Here is a 22,397-nt window from a genome sequence, read left to right on the forward strand (position 1 = left end):
GGTTGTACAGGTTACATTTACTTTTTTAAGTTTAAAGTGACACCTGAAGCCGTAGCCCATGCACCAACTGGCGCAACTGTGTACGTTGTATCTGGAGCCAGTTGAGCATTATTGAGAAGTGTGAACGTACCAACGGCACCTTTGCGTGTCGTCAAGCTGTATTCAGCAGTCAGAACTGTGCCATCTGGAGCAGTTAGCGTTACGCGGCGTGAAACGAAGATTTCATCCTTCGGATCTTGCGTTAGCGTCACTGCTATCGTCTTCGCATCTACGGCAGCAGCGGATTGAAGCTGGAGCGGAGCGATTTCTTTTGCCGTAAAAGTAGGATTCTTCAGTGTCGCCCAGTCAGCGGAAACCGTATACGTCACACCAGGGTGGAGGGTCTCTCCGTTAGGCAAAATGAACTTAGGCGCTTGGCGACCATCCGTTGCTTGAGTGAATGGCAAGTAATTAGCCGTCATCGTTGCACCACCCTCAGGGGTGATTTGGACTTGGCGATTGCGCATGGAAGATAAGATTTGGTAGGTCGTGCCGTTGTAACGATTCCATGCGTCAACGATAAATGAACCAGGACGGCCTTTGCTGTAAGCAGCGATGACATAACCATAATCCGCGACACCGTCAGTTAAATGGGATTCAACTTCGAAGAGATCATTGGCAACCTGAGCTGTAGAATCCAGACGGATTTTCTCTGTGCTAGCTGTGAAAGTAACGGCAGGTTGACCTTTATAAGTCAGCGAGTACGTCGTACCTGCTTTCTGTGTTGGAACCGGAACAATATATGTGGATACAGAGCCTGTTTTTAGGCGCGGTACGTTATTGATGGCAAGACCGTTGTCAAAAACAAAGTTTTTGGACGCAGGCTCCAGCTCTAATTCTGCCGTCGGAATCGGTGCCGAGAAGGTCACCTGCAGGGAAATTGCGTTTAAAACCTCCAGCTTCGTCACACGAACAGGAGCCACTTGTTGAGCTTCAACAAGAAGTAATGCAGCTTGGCCGCGAGTCACTTGGCTGCTTAGTGAAGTGTAGCTTGGCAGCTGGCGGATCGTTGATGCATCTACTTGGAGTACTTTTGCGATAACGCTGCTCAGTTGTTCAGAAGTGATTGACTGCGAACCAGCGAATTGCTGGCTGGCCACACCATTCATCGCACCAAGAGCTTGTAGGGAAACCGCGTAGTTATAGTACCAATCTTTTGAAGTCACATCTTGAAAAGGACTAGCTGTTGTTGCATCCACAGAAGTGTTTACGTGGAAAGCGAGGGCTACCATTTTGGCAATCTCACTGCGTGTGACCGCTTGATTAGGTTTGAAGGTATTGTTCTCATAACCAGACAGCACCTGCTGCTGAGCTAATTGCTCAATCGCAGTCTGGATTTGTACAACACCTGCGGAATCCGTGAAAGGATTTGCTGCTAGCGCATGGTAAGGAAGAATGGCGGACAATCCGACAGTTGCTGAAATGGTGAGAGCGGCAAGAACTTTTTTATTATTTTTCATCGAGAAACACTCCTCAAGTTTATTGGATTTGTTTGTTGCGCTGTTGTCTACAGGACTAAGCTTACTAATTCGCGCATAACAATCGCATAAAAATGAAGGGTGAGACATTACAATTTCGTAAAAATGATGTGTTGGTCGACCCCGACTTAAAGGTAACTCCGATGCAACCGCAGCGAACCCAGACAGCAATAGCGAAGCTGAAGCTTAACCCAACCGCAATCTAGAACTAGAAGCAGAATCTTAACCATAACCATAACAACAACCATAACCATAACCATAACCATAACCATAACTACACCACAAACCACACCACAAACCACACCACAAACCACACCACAAATCACACCACAACAATAACCGCAAGCAATGAGCTTGAGCCCAACCAACTCCACACTTTTCGCCCCATCATCTGCTGCAGAAACTCACGCTGCAATGAGATGAAAGGTTTTCAGTAAGTAATTATAGCTACTTGGAGGTGTTGTTTGGGTAGTTTTGCGGTAACGAGGTAAGGTGGGAGGGGGAGTTGAGCGAGATTAACTGGAAAACATACAGCTATTTTTGCGAGTTTAGGCTGGAAGTGGCATTTAGGTGGAAAAGGTACAGGTAATTTCACCGGATATTCGAGTTTCTGTGAAAATACGCTGAAATAGATGGACTTTTTCCAGTTAATTCGAGGAAAGAGCATTGAAAGATAGAATTAGATGGACTTTTTCCAGTTATTGCGCAAAAAGAGCTATCCTCAAGTAGCCGCAGCTACTATGAAGAAAGCCCTTAGTTGGTTTGAACATAAATGATAAATGATAAAGTTTAGTTGATGAGTGCATCTGGTTTATTTTCATTTTGAACGACGCTATGTGAAGATGATCCAGTAAGACGCTGCGGAGGGAAGACTTGGCGAACAGGCGCAATGATGAGCGCAGCTACGACCGCTTTAATCGCATCTCCAGCGAGGAATGGATAGCAGGCAGCGACCATTGCTTTCTCTAACGTATAGGAAGGAACCTTATACATTAACCAAGGTACACCCGCTAAGTAAAGAATCAGTGAGCCGAAAACTTCGAGAACAAGAAACGCAGCAACATAACCCATGATGCCTTTCAAGCGAATACGAGGTAAAATAAAACCAATGAGCATCGCGGAGATCGGCCAGATCATAATAAAGCCGCCAGTAGGTCCGAGGACAACGCCTAGACCGCCACTTCCATGAAGAAGTGGAAAGCCAATGGCAGTAAGCACAACAACAAGGGCCATACTTAGAAATCCATAACGCGCGCCTAGTAAACCTCCAGCGAGCATAACAGCTAATGTTTGAAGCGTAATGGGTACTTCTGTGCCAACGGAGATTTTGAAAAAGCTGAATAACACGAGAATAGCTGCAAATAAAGCACTGAAAATAACACCGCGTAGCGTAAGTTTCATATTGTTGATCACTCCTGTTTCTGGTATTGTTAATGTATTGTCAACCTAATTAACCAAAACCAAGTTGACAATAAAGATGATAGCACAACTGCTAGAAAAGTGAAAGGAACTTTTTTACATATGCCTACAAGAGAAAAATTAATGTCATTAAAGAACGCTTCGATCGTCTATCGAATGGAGTCGGGAGAAGGGCGCCGCGTGTGGTCGGGCGTTTCGCTAGACATTCATAGAGGTGAGTGGATAGCGGTTGTAGGCCCGAATGGAAGCGGGAAAAGTACACTTGCTAGCGTACTGCTAGGCTTGAACCCGTTGTCGGAGGGGCAAATGCAGCGCAGAACGAATGAGATGATTTCGACGACACGAGGCGTGCTCCAATTGCCAGAGGCACAGTTCATAGGAGAAACGATCGCGGAGGAGTTAGATTTTCTACCGCAAGCGCAGCAATTATCAGCTGATGAACGCGTGGGCTGGTACTCGGACGTCTTAGCTGCTGTAGGCCTAGCGCTCTCACCTGAGCGAACAATGGCTACCTTGTCAGGTGGGCAGAAACAGCTAGTCAATCTCGCTGCAGCTCTAGCAGCAAGCCCAGAGATTCTGCTTTTGGATGAACCGACAGCGATGCTAGATCCAGCTTCTCGGATAGAAGTTCGCGAAGCGGTACGTCTTGCGCATCAACGTGGAACGACGATTGTTTGGATTTCACATCGGCTGGAAGAGGTGGCGGATGCGACTCGTGTGATCGGTTTTGGCGCGGGGAGGATTACCTTTGATGGGGAGCCGCGCAAGTTCTTTTATGGAGAGTCCGAAGGCGCTGGGGAGAAATCTGAAAAGTCATCGCCTTGTTTGGAGCTTGGCTTTGATCCGCCTTTTGCTGTCCAAACGGCGATGCATCTACTTGAGCAGGGACTCACCTTACAACCCCTTCCGCTGAATATGGAAGAACTAGCGGAGGCGATCTCATGTCGATAGCATTGAAGGGAGTCGGGGTCACAGCTCCAGATTCACCAGAAGTGACGCTGCTCCAAGATATAAGTTTTACCTTGCAAGAGGGGACCGTGACGTTGCTTATCGGGCATGCCGGATCTGGGAAATCCACGCTGCTGCAAGTCATGTCGGGTCTACTCCAGCCGCAAGCTGGAACGATTACACTGGATGAGCAGCCGATTTGGCTCAAGAATAACAAGGCTGATTCAAAGCTGCTGCTTCGCTTCGGGTTAACGTTCCAATTCCCAGAGCAGCAGCTGTTCGCGCGGAGCATACGCCAAGAATTCGCGTACTCGCTCAGGTCTTACAAGCTGCCTGCGGCAGAGCGGGAACGCCGCATCCGTGATGCGACGCATGCGCTCGATCCCCATGGCGTATTCGCCATGGATCGCTCGCCGTTCGCGCTCAGCGGCGGCGAGCAGCGCCGGCTCGCGCTGGCGACCACCTTCGCCACGGCGCCGGATTGGCTCCTCATGGATGAGCCAACTGCCGGCCTCGAGGCGGCCGCCGTGCGCGAGCTGCTGCGCATGCTGCGCGAGCGAACCCGTGGCGGACTCGTCATCGCCACGCACGATCTGGACACGTTCTTTCCGCTAGCGGACCGTGTCCTCGTTCTAGACCATGGCGAGCTCGTCTTCGACGGCTCGCCGCAAGAGCTCTGCCGCGCGCCCGAGGTGCTGGCGCGCGCTGGCGTTGGCCTCCCGAGCTGCGCGGAGGCCGCCGTAGAGCTGGCGCGCGTTGGCATCGCCATCGCGCCGGATCGGCTCTCGCCGGCGCTGGCCGCGTCGGCGATCTTGGCTGCGCTGAGCGAAGGCGGCAGCGCTTCGGCGCCAGCCGCGGCAACGCGCGCAGCAAGCGTGGCGCAGCCAGCGCAGCGGCCGCCGCTGCAGCCGCCTAAGCCGCAGGCTGGGTGGCTACGGCTGGACCCGCGCGCAAAATGGCTGCTCTACCTGCTGCTTGCCATCGGCACGATGGGGCAGCAGGGGTGGGGCAGCCTCGCGGTGGCCGCCGGGATCGTGGGCTGCGCCTTCCTCGGTCTCCCGCGCAGTGTGCTGCGCGGGATCAGAAAAATCGCGACGTCCTATGCGATTTTCTTGATCTTTTCCGTCGCGCTGGCGGGGCTTCAATTCTCACCGCTCGGCTATTCCGTTGACAATGGCTGGAGCACAACCTTCATTCTGGCACGTTTATTTGTCGTCTTGATGGCAGGTTACTGGCTCGCGATGTCCACACCATATAGTCAGCTCGTACAGGGATTGAACTGGGCTTTGAAGTACTTGTACAAGGTGAAGCTGCCCGTAGCATCCTTTTCCTTAGCGGTTTCGTTTGTTTTTCGCTTCATACCGCTCATCATGCGGGAGTGGCAGCAATTCTCAGCCATTGTGCGAGCTCGAGGCAAAGCTTCGGTCCGTCCAGGGAGTGTTCGCGTGCGAGATATCCCTGCACTGGTTGTTCCACTATTACTAGCGATGTTCCACAAAGCAGAGCAAATGACGGTCGCGATGGAGATGAAGCAAATCGACGGCAAGACATTGCTCCTGAGGAAGGACAACCTGCAGTGGCAGCGGGGGGACACTTTCTTAGTTATAGGTGCTGTTCTTGCATGGGGACTATTGCTTTATACGTAATTACTTGTCTAGTAAAATAATGATCTTATCCTACGAAATAGTTCAGAGGGTGTCCCGAAAGCGTTGTATGTGGCGGGGGCCCTCTTTTTGCTGTGATAAATTTACACTAGTAATGATCTTTGGGGAATATCCCTCAAAATCACCCTGTTCGTGTCGTGAGTACAGCTGGAGCATGCAAAAGAGCATCCTTTTTTATCAAAGTAACCGCTCGATCTGAAATGCATGCAAAAGAGCAACTATTTTTGCCGACATTTATCATTTTGCACCTTTTTGGTCCTAAAGGTTGCACTTATGCACGAATTCATCTGTGTTTAGCTGTTTTTCCCGAAAATGAGTGTATGTTAGCATCTTTGACCATTTACTCCTACACCGCTCATCCGAATCTAGGAATATTTCTCTCAACCATTGCTTACAAATAGAGTAATAGACTATTACTCTAGAAATGGTTGGTGAGCTATGAACATCCAAAGAAAGAGATTCCTACTTTACTCGCTATTAGCTGGCCTCTTTACCTTACTTTTTCTCCTTTACATGAGTGGGCTTAACCCCTCATCGGCTCCGATTCTCATAGAAGCACAAGCAGAGGAGTTAATCGAATCTCCCGCGCCAACACCTTCGTTTGAGATTCCGATCTTTTCACTGGACAAGCTCCAGCAGCTACTTCAAGGTAAAGTAGATACAGGCTCAGCTCAGGCACCATTCGTAAACACTGATACAGCCCCAGCTCCGATCGCATCCGTTACCTCTGACACAGCTCCAGCCCAGATCTCATCCATCACCGTAGAAACAGCCCCGGCCCAGAAGCCATCCGTTACGACAGACACCTACATGCCCGTTGTGGTAGGCACAACTTCATCCAAAGTCAGCATCCCTGTGCTTAACTACCACAGCGTCACAATTGACCCTGGTAATGTGGTCGTTATTTCCCCCGCTAAGCTGGAGGAGCAGATGAAATATCTGCATGACCATGGTTATACCCCAGTTTCGCTCTCTACGTTCATTGGTCTTATTGCAAATGAAAGCGGGCTCGCGGCCCCCAAAAATCCAATTCTGCTCACGTTTGATGATGGCTATGTGGATAATGTGGAGGAGGCTATGCCTATTTTGGCAAAATACAATTTCCCTGCTACACTCTTCATGTCACCAGGCATGGTCGAGGACGCCAGTTATTTGAATTGGGAACAGGTCAAGCAACTGCAAGAAGCCGGCTGGGACATTCAACCTCATGGCATGACACACCCGCATCTTCCTCAGCTCACAGCGGAACAACAAGCATTCGAGATCACGGAAGCTAGAAGGCTAATCGAGGAAAAATTAGGCACACAAGCAGACGTATTCTGCTATCCCTATGGTGAATATAACAAAGCGACTTTGAAGCTCTTAAAAGATCACGGTTTTCGTTACGCTTTTACAATTGACCAAGGCTACACGACCAATCAACAGTCCCCTTATTTGCTGAAAAGGCTGTTTATCAACGGAGAAGAAAGCCTGAAAGCTTTCATAAACAAGCTCCCGAAAACCAATTAGGGAGCCGTTTCCCATCCTAATGATTTCAACCCCACCAAACGTGTATAATACAACTAACCATCCCCATAAAGGAGAGTCCATGCATGAAAGAAACCAAAACAGCCTTCGAATCCATCGATGCCTATATAGCAACTTTTTCCCCTGAGCTTCAGGAGAAGCTTCAAACAATCAGATCGGTCATTCAAGAGTCCGCGCCAGAGGCCACGGAAAAGATCAGCTATCAAATGCCTACCTTTGACCTGCATGGCAATCTGGTGCATTTTGCGGCATTCAAAAATCATATTGGGTTTTATCCTACACCTAATGGTATTGATGAATTTGAGGAAGAGTTGGCGCAGTACCCGAGGTCCAAAGGAGCTGTACAATTTCCACATCATCGACCGCTGCCTCTAGCGTTAATTAGCAGGATCGTGCAGTATCGAGTAGAAAGGAATATTGAAAAAGCCCAGTTGAAGCCACCGAAAAAGAAATGACCTAGCGCAGCTGGGCGGGTTACTCCTCATGAATCCGCATCCTTTCAAGTAAGAGAGATATAAGTAATCTATCCAATGGCGGTGAAGTCATGGAACAGTCGTATACAATCTACGAGCAGCAAATGCAGAAGAAGCTGAAGCGTTGGGAAATCCGTTTGCAAAAGAAACCCAACCTGATTGAGCGCGCCTCCAAATCTGTTCAAAACCGAATCAACCAAGTGATTCCCGATAAAATACATCAAACCATCACAGCAACGGTCAAAGGGATTGTGCAAACGACCTTGTTTGGCATCAATTATATGCCTGCGACGGAGCCGCTGAAGGGGGTATCCATGGCGGATCGCGATGCGAAGGCAGAGGAACTGCTGTCTCTTTATAAAAAAATCGCCGCCGCCGAGGGAGCTGGGGCTGGGGCTGGCGGTATTTTGCTCGGGCTGGCAGATTTTCCGATTCTTATAGGGATTAAGCTGAAATTCCTTTTTGAATTAGCGCATATTTACGGGTATTCGACTCGGGACTATAGAGAAAGATTGTTCATCCTCTATGTGTTTCAGTTGGCGTTCTCCAGCTCCAAGAAGAAGCCGGATCTGCTTCATACGATTAAGAATTGGCCTGCCATTTCGCAGACATTTCCCCCTGCCGCCGATTACATGAAGCAAGTGAACTGGTTGCAGCTCCAGCAGGAGTACAGGGATACAATTGATTTTCGTAAAATGCTCCAGCTCATTCCCGGCATCGGGGCGGTGGTGGGTGCTTGGGCAAACTTCGGCTTGCTCGAGGAACTCGGGATTGCAGGCATGAACTGCTATCGGATGCGCAATTTGCAAGATAAAGCGGCGCAATTGGATGCAAACTCTGAGACGTAATAGGCGCAATTGCTCTAATTGTTTTTCACGCCTTATTTTCAAAAATAGTCAAACCACAGTTATTTCTGAGGAAAATCACGCATACACTAGTAGAGAGTCGGTTACCGGCTCACCTTGTGAAGATTTGTGATTATTTTCACAAGCATATATGTGATTAATTTCACAAACGGAGGAGTGTTGAGGCAGTGAGTAAACCCAAAATCGTTATTCTAGGCGCAGGCTATGGCGGGCTGGTCACAGCGATAAGGCTGCAGAAGAAGATGAAAAGAAATGAGATGGACGTGACACTGGTTAACAAACATGATTATCACTTTATTACGACACACTTGCATATGCCGGCAGCCGGTACGGATCATCATGATAACGCGCGCGTGACCATTTCGAGTTTAATTGATGAACGGAAAATTCGATTCGTGAAGTCGACGGTAAGAGAAATTGTGCCTAGTGATAAAAAGGTTGTGTTGGAAGATGTCACGCTTGACTATGACTATCTCGTGGTTGGATTAGGAAGTGAGACAGAAACCTTCGGGATCCCGGGTATGCGTGAATATGCGATGTCGATCAAAAGCATTAACAGTGTCCGCTTCATTCGGCAGCACATTGAATATATGTTCGCCAAGTCCAAGATGGCTCCGAAGCGCAAGGATTATTTGACCTTTGTCGTTGGCGGCGCAGGGTTCACGGGTACGGAATTCGTCGGAGAGCTAGCGGACCGCATCCCCGTCTTGTGCAAGACCTATGATGTCGATCCTGCGGATGTCCGGATTTATAATGTGGAAGCCTCCCCGTCGGCACTGCCTCCCGGGTTGCCGGAGGATCTGATCGAATATGGCATGGAAGTGATGCGCCGCAAAGGGGTGCAGTATAAGCTATCAACCGCGATCAAGGAATGCACATCGGAAGGGGTTATTCTAGGCAACGGCGAGTTCATTCGCGCAGGCACAGTCGTCTGGTCAGGAGGAATACGCGGCAATTCCTTGCTGCAGCAAGCGGGGTTCGAGGTTCAGCGGGGCCGGGTGAAGGTAGATAGCTGCTTGCGTTCCTATCAATTCCCGGAGGTCTTCATCACCGGCGATTGCTCGATCGTCACGAGCCCAGAAGGTACGCCATATCCCGCTAATGCCCAAATTGCTGTCCAACAGGGCTATAATGCAGCGAGGAATCTGATTCAAACGGTTCGAGGTAAGGAACTGAAGCCATTTGTGTATGATTTCAGGGGGACGGTCGCATCCTTGGGCCGAGGTGAGGCTGTGGGATTGCTTAAAGTCAAGAAAGTGAAAGGACGTCTGGCCTCTTTTATTAAAAAAATGATCGATGCCCGTTATTTATTTCTCATCGGCGGTATACCACTCATTTGGAAGAAAATGATTTGGAAGCAGAAATCCACGACCCGCAATTATCATGTGCCGAATTAATAGCTTTATAACGACAAGAAAGCTGAATTGAGAAGCCCGAAGAATGGGATCTCAATTCAGCTTTTTAATTTTGCTTATTCGATTACACCTGAGCGAATAGGTGCTTTTCCAACTGCCTCTGGTGCCGTACGGCTCTTGTTCGAATAACTCTTATATAAGATGGAGCTGCCAATTGTTAGTAACGCGATAACCGCCATACCCCAGATGAGGTTGTCAAAAGCACGTGCGAGCGGCAGCGACTTCTGCCAGACCAGTGCACTCCCCGAGAGCGCGACGGCGAATGCGCCGCTGAAAAATTGCAGTAATTGGAACAAGCCCATGCCAGAGCCGACGCGATCCTTGGTCAATTGTCGAGACAGCTCATTGGATACAGCGCTGGAAAGTGTCGTAAAGCTGATGCTGACTAGGATATAGAGCGCAGCAATCCAGTAATAGGAATAGCGGGCAGTCAGGGCTAGAAGTACCGTAGATAACAGCATCAACCAAGGCACATAGCGAAGTAATGCTGTATTCCCATAACGGTCGATGATGCGGCCCACTCGGTTGGATACTAGCATCGCAAGCAGAGCACCCGGGAAGAGCAGCAGTCCAGAAGTGAGTGGGGCTAAGCCGAATACACGAGCAAGCATCTGAGGTGCTAGGAACAGGAAGCCGAAGCTGATCATATAGGATGAAACGCCGATCGCGCTAAGCGCCATATAAGGTCTATCGCCGAACAGGGCAGGCAGCACGAACGGCTGCGAAGCCAGGCGAATGCGCAGAGCGAACAGAGCAATCGCGAGAATGCCTACTATGAGGGCAACGAGACTCTTAGAAGTTAGGAAGAGCAGCAGCCCGGTCGTCCCAATCCCGAGGAGCAGAGCACCGATGAAATCGAACGAGCCGCTTTCTGGTTTTTCTTTTGGGAGTAGGAGAAGAAATATAGGGATAAGCAGAAGCGTAACGCCGGTAATGACGAACAGGAAGTGCCATCCCAAATACTGTACGATGGAACCGCCTGCGACGGGACCGAGTCCTAAGCCAAGTGAAGCCGCGGATAGGATCAGCGACATGGCTCTGCCTCTACGAGACAACGGAATGTAGCGGGTTACGAGCACGATACCAAGCGATGGGATCGCGCCTGCGCCAGATGCTTGAATCAGTCTTGTAATCAGCAAGAGTCCGAAGCTGTTCGTGAACAGCCCTAGGATGGATGCACCGCCTAGTGAAAGCAGAGCAATGACGTAGAGCCTGCGAATTGGCACGAAGTCGGACAAGCGGCTATAGGTGATCGAAGCAATGGCGAAAATGATCGAATACCCTGTGACAATCCACGACGCCGTCGAGGGGCTGAGTTCGAATTGGACTGAGATTTTGGGCAGTGCCAGATTGAACATCATCGTGTTCATGATCACAAGTACAATGGTAAAACAGAGCAACCAAGAGACCGGTGTTTCACGTAAGCGACTAGGCGTCTCTGGTGGCGTAGGCGTTGTTTCTTGATGTGAGTGGTTGGTCGTATGACTTGACATGGTACACCATCCGATCTATAACTATAATTTTAATTGTTACAGTTTATCATGGCGGGTATGTCGTGTCAATGAATTGACCTGTATGAAACCAATTCAGAATTGAATATTTATCCATATGGATGTATTATTATTCAAAAAAAAACATACAGGGGGATACGATGGCACACGTGATAAGGAAAGTGGAAATGGAAGATTTGGAGGCATTAACAGAGTTGATGTATGCCTATATTGTAGGCTTTTATAAGAAGCCACGGCCGGAGACAGCTGCAATTCACCGACTGATTCGTAACCTGCTTCAGGAACAAGGCGGTATACAGTTTGTTGTTGATAAAGAGGGGGAACTCATCGGCTTTGCGACGCTATATTTTGCCTGGAGTACGATGAAAGCTAGTCCCATTACGATCATGAACGACCTCTTCCTTCTAGAGCCGTTTCGGGGAACCGCTGCAGAAGAAGATTTGTTCCTGAAGTGCCGTAGCTATTCCAAGGAAAACGACTATGCCTACATGTCATGGATTACCGCACCGGACAACCATCGTGCACAACAGTTTTTTGATAAAATGGGCGGAATTCGCGCGGATTGGGTGAATTACACGATTGTATAAGGGCAGCCGTTGCCAAATAACTGATTTTTTTCATTAATTCAATGTAAAAAGCTAGATAAACTAGAATTAACTAGATCTTTTTGATGGAATTGACGGAGCGCTTATCAGATATTCGCGTTAACAAGGTAGTGTGTTAAAGATAAAACGCCCTTCATCCAACGGATTGTTGGTACTAATCAGTAACCTTAGAAGATTGCAACCACGTTGTTTAGTCAAAATACCCCGATTACCTACGAGAATGGAAGATAATCAACGAATCAAGTAATTGTAAGCGAATTATTGGGGGAAACGAGAGGTGGAAGAGAGCTTTTTACGTTTTTTCCCTCCTTTACTATGTTGGTAGAAGAGAGTAGTATTCAACACGTACATGAACAGTTGAATATTTCGCTTAATTTTCTGTTAAGAAAAGCGGGGGAACCACGAGTAACATGGGGTGAATAATGGTACTGATACCGAGTACCTTTTAGGGCAGATTTCTCGCGGCCCGAACCCGGCAGCTAACCTCGTAAGCGATCGTGAGAAAGGAGAACATGTGTCCAAAACACAAGGTCTATCCTTGTGTTTTTTTGCGTCCATTTTCTAATGTGATGAATGAAATTGGCTTTAATTGGAGGAACGACCACGAAATGACAAGTGATTCATTGAAAAAAATTGTGTTTGGTAAGCCGCTAAAGTCGAGTGAGATTGAGTCGGAGAAAATGCCTGTCTGGAAAGCCCTCCCTATCTTATCGTCAGATGCCCTATCTTCCATATCGTATGGGACGGAGCAGATTCTGTTAGAGCTCGCGACAGTGGGGGTTGCTGCTTTTGCTTTCTCATTGCCGATTGCGATTTCGATCATCGCTCTGATTCTACTGCTCGTGTTGAGCTATAGACAGGTGATCGAAGCGTACCCAATGGGCGGCGGCGCGTATATGGTTACCAAAGAAAATTTAGGCATGGTGTGGGGACGTCTCACCGGTGTCTCTCTTCTAATCGACTACACCTTAACCGTGGCCGTTTCGATTTCAGCTGGTGTCACGGCGATTACGTCTGCATTTCCATCAGCCGTACCGTATATTGTTCCGCTGACCATCTTACTGGTTTGGATTATGGTCTGGCTGAATTTACGGGGTACTTCCGAATCAGGAACCGTATTCGCGATTCCAACGTACTTTTTCATTCTTTGTATCCTTTTGTTAGTGGGTAAGGGTATTTTCGATTTACTGACAGGATCGATGAACACGCATGCGATCGAATTTGCGCCAAGCTCGGCGACGAACTCACTAACGTTATTCGTAATTCTCAAGGCGTTCTCGTCCGGTTGTTCAGCTGTAACAGGGATTGAAGCGATCTCCGATGCCGTACCGCATTTTAGAACGCCTTCAGTCAAAAATGCCAAACGAACACTTCTCTCCTTAGGTGGCCTGTTGGCCATCGTCTTCGGTGGGGTAACGCTGATTGCCTTAGGGTATGGGGTGGCACCTGATCATAACGGTCATACATCGGTTCTTTCGATGGTGACGGAGCAAGCCTTTGGCCGAGGCGTTATGTATTACGCGACGCAAATCGCGACAATGCTAATCTTGGTATTGGCTGCGAATACCAGCTTCAATGGCTTCCCTATTTTGGCATCGATCATGGCCCAAGACAAAAACTTCCCTCGCATGTTTTCTTTCCGTGGGGATCGACTTTCGTATCACTATGGCATTGTTACACTAGGCGTATTAGCCAGCCTGCTATTGATTGGCTTTAAAGGTAAAACCGATGCACTTATTCCGCTTTATGCGATTGGCGTATTTTTATCTTTTACACTTGCTCAGACGGGTTTGGTTCGTAAATGGCTCAAAGAGCGCGTACCTGGCTGGATCGGTAAGTTGATCATTAACGGCCTGGGCGGTATCGTCTCTCTTGCAGTTCTTATCATTTTCTCAGTTACAAAATTTAGCGAGGGTGCTTGGATTGTCATTATCATTACACCGATACTCCTCTGGCTCATTACAAAAATCAGTCATCATTACGACGACGTAGCCAAACAGCTGCGTATTGATATCACACAAGACCGTGTATGTACCAAAGAGCCCGTCATTATCGTACCTGTGGCCGGGATTCATAAAGCTGTTGAGCAAACCCTTAACTATGCCAAATCGCTTTCGCCTAACGTCATCGCGTTCTATGTTTCCTTCTCGGATGAGGACGAAGAATCGATGCAGGAGAAGTGGCAGATCTGGGATCCAGGCGTTCGACTCGTAGTGTTCAAATCAAGATATAGAACGATCCTGAAGCCGCTGGCCGAATTCATTGATCGCATCGACACGCACGTGTCAGAGAAGCAGTCGATCATGGTTATTCTCCCGCAATTCATGCCGAAAAAGTGGTGGCACCGTCTGCTCCATAATCAATCTGCAGCGCGGATTCGTTCGAAGCTTCAAGCCGAAAAGGATATCGTTGTTGCAACAGTACCGTATCATTTACACCAATAGAAGTGTACAATAATAGGGAGAACTTGTAGACGAGGTGACCTTATTATGGTGAAAAAGAAAGCAAAGATTACGCCAGCTGCGGCTAGCGTGCAAGATAAACCCGCAACACTGAAGGATCTGCTGCGACCGGAAATATTGGAAGGACTCAAAGCCCAGGCTGACGCGATGAAAGCGGAAGAGCAAGCGAAGAAGGATGCAGAGAGAGCTAGAGTAGAGGCGGCTCGCAAGGCGGAAGAGAAGCGTCTTGAAAACGATTTTGCCTATCAGCTGGAGAAAAGCAAATTAGATTGGCGGAAACATAAATGAGGGGGCGCACGATGTGCCTCCTTTTCTTTATGAGTTCATTGTTAGCGCTTACAGGATGCGAGGTGGATCAGAGTTCTGTGGAATTGGCGGTTGCATCTACATCTACATCTACAGGGACTACAACCTCGACATCAACACCAACACTTGTTCCATCAGTCGCGCCCTCTGTGAACACAACAGTAACAATACCAGAGAGCAGCCCAACAATGTCACCTGTCCCAACGACCTTCTCCCATCCTGCATCCGATAGTGCAACAGTTAAAACTGAAAATATTGAGGCCATCACGGCCTTCGCATCGTTGGAGAAAACACTGATGGATCGGTATACATCTGTTGTACCAACGAAGTGGGGAGAGCGTGTCGCTGGTGTGAAAACGCGGCTACAAACGAAAGACAAAGTCATTGCCCTAACTTTTGATGCCTGCGGCGGGAAGGAAGGCAGTGGCTACGATGAGAAGTTGATCCAGTATTTAATTCAGGAGCAGATTCCAGCTACGTTATTCATCAATGCAAGATGGATTGCTGCGAATCCGTCTACTTTTCAAGCGCTAGCCGCGAACCCCTTGTTTGAGATTGAAAATCATGGCACCGAACATCGCCCCTTATCCGTGACAGGCAAGCTGGCCTACGGTATTGCGGGTACGAAGAATGTCCAAGAAGCCATTCATGAAATGAATGACAATGCGGATCAGATTGAAAAGCTGACGGGGAAAAGGCCCGCATTTTTCCGTTCGGGTACGGCATTTTACGATGAGGTTGCGATATCAGTTGCTCATGATCTTGGCTTCGAGCTAGCTGGGTACTCGGTGCTTGGCGACGCTGGAGCGACTTATAACACGGAGCAAGTGTACAACGCATTCACGAAGGCTCCGAGCGGTTCCATCGTCCTTGCGCATATGAATCATCCCGAGAAAGATACAGCGGAGGGTGTCATCAAAGCGATTCCGGCGCTACGACAAGCGGGCTTCCATTTCGTACAGCTTGCCTCTATGGAACTTAACGGATAGGAAGGGGAAGTAGTGTAATAAATAGTTTACAAGAAAGCGTTTTCATGATACTATCTTCGTAATTTATTATTATCTCATCTACGGGGTTGTTGTCAGCATGAATGGACTGAAATTGGAAAATCCAACGAATTTGGCGTTTACTGTTCTTTTAGTTACTAGCGTTTTATTTTGTCTCTATGTTGTATTGCCTAACTCATCGCCGAAGTCCTTGGAGCAGACCCTTAGTCCAGAACAAGTGAAAAGTGAAGAACATCTTGTGCCATCTTATGAACCGTTAGCGGAACTAGCTGCAGAACAAGAAGTCAAGCAAGAGGTGAAACCAGTAGTACAGCAACTAGAATTCGAAACGCAACAACCTCAACAGCGTCAAGTAAATGCGCTAGCTTTTAATCAAGCAGATTATAGTAAACAAAAGGTTCATTATACGAACAAAGTCATTGTACTGGCCTATCATCACATTGATGAAAAGGAAAACGGGATTACTATTTCCCCAAAAAGATTTAAAAGTCACCTGCAAAGATTGAAGAAAGAAGATTACAATGTCATCTCCATGGAACATTTTCTTCATTTCATGAAGAGCGAGGCTCAGGTTCCTCAAAATGCGGTTTTAATCACATTTGATGACGGCTATGAATCATTTTATACCCACGCGTATCCCGAATTACTTAGCTTTGGTTTCCATGCTACTAAATTTATCGTTGTTGATTCTATAGATCATCCTAAGGCACCACGTTTAACATGGGATCAGATGAGAGAAATGAAACAGAATGGGATGAGTTTTTACTCTCATACATACGATCACCATGATAAAGTCAAGGCGGGTTCTGGCAATACACTGATGCCAATGCTTACAAATCCCATTTATTTGGAAAATGAAAAGAGATTAGAAAACGACGCTGAATACCGCAAGAGAATTAAACAGGATCTGTTAACGGCCGAAAACCGTATTGAGGAAGAGCTAGGACCACAGTATCGTCTGCTTGCATTTCCTTTTGGTGCCTATAATGACACTGTCATTGAGGTAGGAAAGGAATTGGGAATTGAACTTTTCTTTACGACCAAAGAGGGAATCAATACCAAAGGAAGTAATGAGATTTTTAGAGTTCATGCAGGCACAGCGTATATGTCAGAAGATGATTTGATGTGGAAAATGAAATTATATCATAAAAAATAAAGTGAAACGAAAGCTAGGAGCCGCATTGAAGCGGCTTCTTTTTTGTTCACGAAGCAGGAGCCCTATTTTCTTTTCATCTCAAAAAACTCACAAGCTGCGCGATCATAATAGGTTAGATCGCTGACGCGTGTCTGCACAACGACTGTCGTATCACTGAACCGTAGTATAACGGCATTGGAATCGACGATATGGTCATCTTTGAAAATACGAACAACACCCTGTCGATCAATGACCTCCTGAAAATCTGAATCTGTATGTAAACGTTGATTTCTTGCCATGTACGACTCTCCCCTTACATCGTTAAAATAACTTTTATTATTGTACCACAAGGTGGTAAAATGCCCGAATTTAGACGAACGCCTACGCCTAGCCGAGCATAGTATGTAGCACCAATTGCTGCTTGGGCTGAGAGGGTGTGTGGTGCAGGATGGATATTCAACTTTTACCGATTCATTGGGTCTATTTAGTGTTCATAGGTTTTATTCTTACGCTTCTAGTTAAACGCAGAGATACGACGATGATTTGTGTGGTGGGTATTTTTACACTAGGGTTGCTAGCAACGGAAACGTTGAGCGGCTCTGTATCCGGAGTGTTTAACAGTTTTATTTATGCAACCAAAGAGTTGATGGGTACGATTATGATCATCTCGATTATCGTTGCCATGAGTCGCGTCTTAATTCGTACAGGGATCAATGAAACGATGGTGGCACCGCTGACCAAGTTTCTGAGAACGCCAGCATTAGCGTTCTGGGGTATCGGCATCATTATGATGGTGACGTCCTGGTTTTTTTGGCCTTCACCTGGGGTTGCGTTGATAGGCGCTGTGCTATTGCCAGTTGCTGTTCGCGTTGGTTTGCCGGCACTCGGTGCCGCGATGGCGATGAACCTCTTCGGACATGGGATTGCGCTGTCTGGGGATTACATTATTCAAGGGGCACCCAAATTGACAGCGGATGCAGCCGGATTGCCGGTATCCTCCGTGATGGAAGCGAGTATTCCACTCGTCATTGTGATGGGGCTTGTTACGACCATTACAGCTTTCTGGCTGATGCGGCGCGATATGAAAAATGGCAAATGGCGCAGCGGCCTCATCGATAGCCGATTAGAGGAAAGCGGCGGGCTTGTTTCTGTTGACGAAGAGAGCAAAGTGCTGATCGGAGAGCGTTTAAAGCGGAGTCTAGCCATCGCAATTCCTGTGCTGTTCGCTTTAGATGTCATTGCCATGTTTGTCTTGAATTTGCAAGGTGGCGATGCAACCGCTCTCGTGGGTGGTACAGCGGTGTTTATCTTAATCGCAGTTACATTAATCGCTCACCGGAATGCGGGCGTGGAGAAAATCACCTCGTATTTAATTGAAGGTTTTGTATTTGGTTTCAAAGTCTTCGGACCCGTCATCCCGATTGCGGCGTTCTTCTATTTAGGAGACTCCGCGATCACGGAGCTATTCGGTAAAATATTGCCAGAAGGTTCACACGGCATCGTGAACGATCTAGGCGTGGCACTCGCTGGTGTCGTGCCGCTGAATGGGGCCATTGGTGCCGTGACGTTAACCGTCGTCGGCGCGATTACCGGCCTCGACGGCTCGGGCTTCTCGGGTATTTCCTTGGCGGGCTCCATCGCGCAGCTGTTCGCGACCGCCATTGGCTCCGGCGCAGCGGTGCTGACCGCGCTAGGGCAAGTAGCCGCCATCTGGGTCGGCGGCGGGACGTTGATCCCGTGGGCGCTCATTCCAGCAGCGGCGATCTGCGGTGTGAGTCCGTTCGAGCTCGCGCGGCGGAACCTGAAGCCTGTGCTCATCGGGTTGGCTGTGACAACGATTGTGGCGATGTTTTTGGTATAGGTTTGCAGAAGGGGCCAGCATGCCATGGGTGTGGCGGGGCCCTCTTTTTCTACTTTGTAGATGGGAAATGCAAAAGTGCATCTTTTTATATCGGACGAACCTCTCCATCTGAAATAAATGCAAAAAGGCATCAATTTCTGGCGACACTCGGCCATTTGGTACCTTTTTGGCTCAAATTGATGTACTTTTGCACTAATCCGGCTAGTTTTAGCTGTTTACACTGAAAATTGATGCCTTTTTACATTTTTGGCCGCCATGCCATGCATGCGATGCCAGCCCACACTAGCCGTATGCATGGTTCTAGGTGAAAATCAGCGATATCCTCACGCATGCGACGCATCCTACGCCAAATCCACGCGAAACGGCCAGTCAACGCGGCTATATGGAGTTGCCTATTGTCCATCATTCGAAGTAAGCTTGCATATAGATGATGGATGACCAAGGGAGCTGGGATAGATGGAAGTCAAATTTTGCAGTAGCTGCGGAGCTGCCATGGAGACGCGTGATGTGGATGGAACGGAGAGAAGAGCCTGCACATCGTGTAGTTTTGTTCATTGGGGCAATTACAGCATCGGTGTCGGTGCACTGGTGATGAAGGATGAGAAGATTCTGCTCGTGCGCAGAGCACAAGAACCAGGGAAAGGGCGATGGACGAACCCGGGAGGATATATTGAGCAGCATGAGCTGATTCAAGATACGATTGTGCGTGAAGTCATGGAAGAATGCGGCGTCGAGGCTTCCGTTTCACGTCTGGTTGCGGTGCGTGATCTGCCGAGAAGCATTCATAATGTGTACATCGCCTTCGAAATGTCGTACATCGGGGGAACCCCTCAGCCGGATGGCGTGGAGGTAGATGCGGCAGGCTTTTATAGCCTAGAAGAAATGGCTGCGATGCCAGTAGCTGATTTCACCAAATGGCTCATTGATGTAGCCTTGCATTCCAAAGGGGACGGCCTCGTTGAGGACAAAGAACCAGCCATACCAATGGCTGGATACGGACTGTACCGGGTGCCGAGGGTTAACAACGTATGATCCAACTTCGCGGGCATCACTTGCTCTGTTTGTTAGGCTACCGAGGAATGGGCTATTCCCCAGCGTTTTGTGAGAATATGACGATGGTCTACGAACAGCTGCGTACAGAGCCGGATACGATGATTCGCGTCGTGCTCGGACCTGATGATTTGTGCGCGGAATTTCCGAAGGATCAAGTTGCGCATTGCGAGAATCGGACCGTGTATCAGCGTGACGCAGAGATCGTTGCCAAGCTTGGCCTGGAGGTAGGAATGGAGAGGACTTGGTCTGCCATTTGCGGGCAAGTTGCTCTTGAAGTGAAGCCGGCAGATATCAGCAACCTCTGTGCGACATGCCGTTGGGAACCATACGGAGTATGTGCGGAAGGTGTACGAATAATAGGAGAAGGTGGCGCCCTGCCGCCTGTACCCAAAAAGTAAGAGGACCTGCGCCTAGGCGCAAGTCCTCTTTTTTACTCACTTATACAAAAATACTTACATCGGAACCCATCTCCAGCTTCTCAGCTGGGGATGTAAGAATATTGGCGACCATCCGCATCTCATCGATGGGGTGCAGATAAGATCTTAACTGACGGCTGTCCTTCTGGTCGGGCTGCAGCCACTTCTCCATGAGTTCTTCATCAAGAATGGCTGGCATACTTGCGTGGTACGGAGAGACGACGGAGTTGGATTCCGTCATAAGCATCATACACGTGCGCAGCTCCTCACCACCAGAAGGGGCTTGCCAAATATCGTAGAGCCCCGCAATGCCGAACGTTCCGCTCCGCATTTTGAAACGAATCCACTCCGTCTCCTTGCCCTCCGTTATCCCCACGTAGAAGCTGCTGCAGGGGATGATACAACGTTGTTTTTTGACAATGCGCTCGAACACGATGTTGGAGAAAATCGAATTGCGTTCACCGCAGACAGCATCTTTGGCCCAGAAAGGCATCAGTCCCCAACGGAATTCATCTAACAGGCGCTCTCCCTTGCGATTGACCATTACAGCAGAAACAGATTCAGTAGGACGCACCTCATACCGATTGGAGCTATAGGATAAGAGCTTATCGACGCGAAATTGCTTCATGACTTCGTGAACATCAGCCAGTATGGCTATGGAATGACACATCATTATCACCTCATTTAATTTTGGTTACCACATAAGTAAGCTCTAAGTTTTCGGCTTCCGAAAACCGCTTGCTTATTGGCGATAAAACCTACCATATATAGGGATCTTTGGTCGGAGACCAAAGTCTCTCCACTTCTAGACGCGGTCGCTCATCTTCGAATGGCCTCGAAAGTGGTTATTATCATTATTTTCCTAATGCAACCAATTCATGTATGAGGCTTAACACTTTTTTCCACGGAAGCTTCCAATGAAAAACCCAAGAGCAATTGGCTCTTGGGTTCGTAGGCTTTCTTATTCAACTGCCTGCATTTGAATGTCTGCAGCATGCACGTGAATGCGGTTCTTGCCATTGCGCTTAGCCGTGTACAAGCACTCGTCCACAAGCTGAAACCACGCTTTTTTCATCGTATTTCGATTATAGGTCGCGAGTCCAATGCTCATAGTCAATTTCTGATCCGGCATTTCTGGAATAACGGTATCGCGTATGGTTTCCATAATTTTATCGCAAATATCTAGTACTTCCTGATGCGATTTTCCTACGAATAGCACGGCGAACTCCTCTCCGCCATAACGGAAAGACATATCATCCGGGCCAAGTACTTCTTTGAGAAGGCCACCGATGGTTTTGAGCACAACATCGCCAACCCAGTGACCATAATTATCATTAATAAGCTTGAAGTTATCGATGTCCATTAGGGCAAGCACGAGAGGTGTATCATGGGGCATATGTGAAATAAGGTGGTCCGTATGCTCTTGAAAAGAACGATGATTGAAGAGCTCAGTAAGCGCATCAACTTTGGAAAGACGGTCAATCATGACATTGCGAATCAGCAGATCTTGCTCGCGTACGACCGAATTCTTAAGCTGGGCAAGCAGGTCGAGCCCACGGCCCATAATGGCAAAACAAAGCATGGATGTTGCGGTTAGAATGGTGAGGGATGCAATGATTTCGTAGGGATTCGTTGTTTGTCCTCTAGTCATCTGAGTGAGCAGCAGAAAGAGTAAACAAGCGATACCTAGAGAGTAGGCGAAAATAACATATTTTTTCTGAAAATAAATCGAAGCTAACAATACAGGCATACTGAGCAGCTCGTAACTGCGTGTCATTTCAGGAATACAAAGGATGAATATACTAACCATGGTCATGGTCCATATGATCATGATAAACTCTCTATAGTACTTTAAATAGTGCATAGCCAAATAACCTAAGCCCATAAGAAGAAGCTGCAAACATGTAGGAACAAGTTGAAAACGCATAAAGCTATTAAACCAATTCGACGGTTGCTCGCTGATCTCAAAGCATAGAGCAATCGTAGCAGCTACTTCATAAATGATGAGGATCCACCATAACATTCGAATGAGTTTTCGATTCCAAGTTGGATCATGTGCTGGAAATTGTTCCATCAAAAGGAGGCCACTTTCCTTTCAGGGCAGTAGGTGTCGAAATGATTTGTGCCTTATCCTGATATTGTAAAGAATAACCCCCTCTTTAGGCAAGCTATTAATCATGTTGATCGATTCGTTTGAAAAAATATATAAAGT

At 47.9% G+C, this 22,397-nt stretch carries 22 protein-coding genes and 1 riboswitch; of the genes, 14 read left to right on the top strand and 8 right to left on the bottom strand.

Going from position 1 to position 22,397, the window contains the following annotated elements:
• Window positions 1-17: 17 nt before the first annotated feature.
• The 3 genes from AC58QG_RS20690 to AC58QG_RS20700 form a co-directional block, all read right to left on the bottom strand.
• The gene (locus tag AC58QG_RS20690; RefSeq protein WP_497364021.1) at window positions 18-1,499 is read right to left on the bottom strand and encodes an S-layer homology domain-containing protein; all 1,482 of its coding nucleotides are present in this window, start codon (window positions 1,497-1,499) and stop codon (window positions 18-20) included.
• A gap of 146 nt (window positions 1,500-1,645) precedes the next feature.
• Window positions 1,646-1,891 (bottom strand): hypothetical protein, encoded by a 246-nt coding sequence (locus AC58QG_RS20695; protein ID WP_497364022.1) that lies wholly within the window; start codon window positions 1,889-1,891, stop codon window positions 1,646-1,648.
• A 415-nt stretch (window positions 1,892-2,306) separates the two neighbouring features.
• Complete coding sequence (locus AC58QG_RS20700; RefSeq protein WP_497364023.1) at window positions 2,307-2,918, bottom strand: biotin transporter BioY; 612 nt, start codon at window positions 2,916-2,918, stop codon at window positions 2,307-2,309.
• Between the two features lie 141 nt (window positions 2,919-3,059).
• Here AC58QG_RS20700 and AC58QG_RS20705 point away from each other — a divergent pair, with 141 nt between their 5' ends.
• From AC58QG_RS20705 to AC58QG_RS20730, 6 genes are all read left to right on the top strand, one after another.
• The gene (locus AC58QG_RS20705; RefSeq protein WP_497364024.1) at window positions 3,060-3,887 is read left to right on the top strand and encodes an ATP-binding cassette domain-containing protein; all 828 of its coding nucleotides are present in this window, start codon (window positions 3,060-3,062) and stop codon (window positions 3,885-3,887) included.
• Window positions 3,878-5,530, top strand: coding sequence for an ATP-binding cassette domain-containing protein (locus tag AC58QG_RS20710; RefSeq protein WP_497364025.1), 1,653 nt, complete (start codon window positions 3,878-3,880; stop codon window positions 5,528-5,530). The genes AC58QG_RS20705 and AC58QG_RS20710 overlap by 10 nt, the downstream gene beginning before the upstream one ends.
• 531 nt (window positions 5,531-6,061) lie before the next feature.
• Window positions 6,062-7,057, top strand: coding sequence for a polysaccharide deacetylase family protein (locus AC58QG_RS20715; protein ID WP_497364026.1), 996 nt, complete (start codon window positions 6,062-6,064; stop codon window positions 7,055-7,057).
• An 83-nt stretch (window positions 7,058-7,140) separates the two neighbouring features.
• Entirely contained in the window at window positions 7,141-7,530 is a 390-nt protein-coding gene (locus tag AC58QG_RS20720; RefSeq protein WP_497364027.1) for an iron chaperone, read from the top strand.
• Between the two features lie 89 nt (window positions 7,531-7,619).
• A complete protein-coding gene (locus AC58QG_RS20725) occupies window positions 7,620-8,396 on the top strand; it encodes an EcsC family protein (RefSeq protein WP_497364028.1) in 777 nt (258 codons plus the stop codon).
• A gap of 185 nt (window positions 8,397-8,581) precedes the next feature.
• The gene (locus AC58QG_RS20730) at window positions 8,582-9,811 is read left to right on the top strand and encodes an NAD(P)/FAD-dependent oxidoreductase (RefSeq protein ID WP_497364029.1); all 1,230 of its coding nucleotides are present in this window, start codon (window positions 8,582-8,584) and stop codon (window positions 9,809-9,811) included.
• 74 nt (window positions 9,812-9,885) lie between these two features.
• Here the strand turns inward: AC58QG_RS20730 and AC58QG_RS20735 are convergent, their stop codons facing one another.
• The gene (locus AC58QG_RS20735; RefSeq protein WP_497364030.1) at window positions 9,886-11,322 is read right to left on the bottom strand and encodes an MFS transporter; all 1,437 of its coding nucleotides are present in this window, start codon (window positions 11,320-11,322) and stop codon (window positions 9,886-9,888) included.
• A gap of 158 nt (window positions 11,323-11,480) precedes the next feature.
• Here AC58QG_RS20735 and AC58QG_RS20740 point away from each other — a divergent pair, with 158 nt between their 5' ends.
• From AC58QG_RS20740 to AC58QG_RS20750, 3 genes are all read left to right on the top strand, one after another.
• Window positions 11,481-11,927 (top strand): GNAT family N-acetyltransferase, encoded by a 447-nt coding sequence (locus tag AC58QG_RS20740; protein ID WP_497364031.1) that lies wholly within the window; start codon window positions 11,481-11,483, stop codon window positions 11,925-11,927.
• Between the two features lie 375 nt (window positions 11,928-12,302).
• Window positions 12,303-12,454: riboswitch (cyclic di-AMP (ydaO/yuaA leader) on the top strand.
• Between the two features lie 99 nt (window positions 12,455-12,553).
• Entirely contained in the window at window positions 12,554-14,389 is a 1,836-nt protein-coding gene (locus tag AC58QG_RS20745; RefSeq protein WP_497364032.1) for an APC family permease, read from the top strand.
• A 45-nt stretch (window positions 14,390-14,434) separates the two neighbouring features.
• The gene (locus AC58QG_RS20750) at window positions 14,435-14,695 is read left to right on the top strand and encodes a YqkE family protein (protein ID WP_056612190.1); all 261 of its coding nucleotides are present in this window, start codon (window positions 14,435-14,437) and stop codon (window positions 14,693-14,695) included.
• Window positions 14,696-14,762: 67 nt separating this feature from the next.
• Here AC58QG_RS20750 and AC58QG_RS20755 read toward each other — a convergent pair whose 3' ends face one another.
• Window positions 14,763-14,978 (bottom strand): hypothetical protein, encoded by a 216-nt coding sequence (locus AC58QG_RS20755; protein WP_497364033.1) that lies wholly within the window; start codon window positions 14,976-14,978, stop codon window positions 14,763-14,765.
• A gap of 31 nt (window positions 14,979-15,009) precedes the next feature.
• Here AC58QG_RS20755 and AC58QG_RS20760 point away from each other — a divergent pair, with 31 nt between their 5' ends.
• Together AC58QG_RS20760 and AC58QG_RS20765 are read left to right on the top strand one after the other, a co-directional pair.
• Complete coding sequence (locus AC58QG_RS20760; protein ID WP_497364034.1) at window positions 15,010-15,702, top strand: polysaccharide deacetylase family protein; 693 nt, start codon at window positions 15,010-15,012, stop codon at window positions 15,700-15,702.
• 97 nt (window positions 15,703-15,799) lie between these two features.
• Window positions 15,800-16,876 carry a polysaccharide deacetylase family protein gene (locus tag AC58QG_RS20765; RefSeq protein ID WP_497364035.1) on the top strand — a complete coding sequence of 359 codons (1,077 nt, stop codon included), beginning with the start codon at window positions 15,800-15,802 and terminating at the stop codon, window positions 16,874-16,876.
• 62 nt (window positions 16,877-16,938) lie between these two features.
• On the opposite strand, the gene AC58QG_RS20770 is transcribed toward AC58QG_RS20765, so the two are convergent.
• Window positions 16,939-17,154: a hypothetical protein gene (locus AC58QG_RS20770; RefSeq protein ID WP_497364036.1), complete on the bottom strand. Its 216-nt coding sequence runs from the start codon at window positions 17,152-17,154 to the stop codon at window positions 16,939-16,941.
• A gap of 149 nt (window positions 17,155-17,303) precedes the next feature.
• Between AC58QG_RS20770 and AC58QG_RS20775 the strand changes: the two genes are divergently transcribed.
• From AC58QG_RS20775 to AC58QG_RS20785, 3 genes are all read left to right on the top strand, one after another.
• The gene (locus tag AC58QG_RS20775; RefSeq protein ID WP_497364037.1) at window positions 17,304-18,716 is read left to right on the top strand and encodes a hypothetical protein; all 1,413 of its coding nucleotides are present in this window, start codon (window positions 17,304-17,306) and stop codon (window positions 18,714-18,716) included.
• Between the two features lie 456 nt (window positions 18,717-19,172).
• Window positions 19,173-19,748, top strand: a complete 576-nt coding sequence (locus AC58QG_RS20780) for an NUDIX domain-containing protein (RefSeq protein ID WP_497364038.1) — start codon at window positions 19,173-19,175, stop codon at window positions 19,746-19,748.
• Window positions 19,745-20,167 (top strand): DUF1284 domain-containing protein, encoded by a 423-nt coding sequence (locus AC58QG_RS20785; RefSeq protein WP_497364039.1) that lies wholly within the window; start codon window positions 19,745-19,747, stop codon window positions 20,165-20,167. Before AC58QG_RS20780 ends, AC58QG_RS20785 begins: the two co-directional genes overlap by 4 nt.
• 40 nt (window positions 20,168-20,207) lie before the next feature.
• On the opposite strand, the gene AC58QG_RS20790 is transcribed toward AC58QG_RS20785, so the two are convergent.
• Both AC58QG_RS20790 and AC58QG_RS20795 read right to left on the bottom strand, forming a co-directional pair.
• Window positions 20,208-20,858: an SOS response-associated peptidase gene (locus AC58QG_RS20790; protein ID WP_497364040.1), complete on the bottom strand. Its 651-nt coding sequence runs from the start codon at window positions 20,856-20,858 to the stop codon at window positions 20,208-20,210.
• Between the two features lie 288 nt (window positions 20,859-21,146).
• Window positions 21,147-22,259 (bottom strand): GGDEF domain-containing protein, encoded by a 1,113-nt coding sequence (locus AC58QG_RS20795; RefSeq protein ID WP_497364041.1) that lies wholly within the window; start codon window positions 22,257-22,259, stop codon window positions 21,147-21,149.
• Between the last annotated feature and the right edge of the window lie 138 nt (window positions 22,260-22,397).

It is taken from the genome of Paenibacillus sp. J22P169, assembly GCF_059691995.1.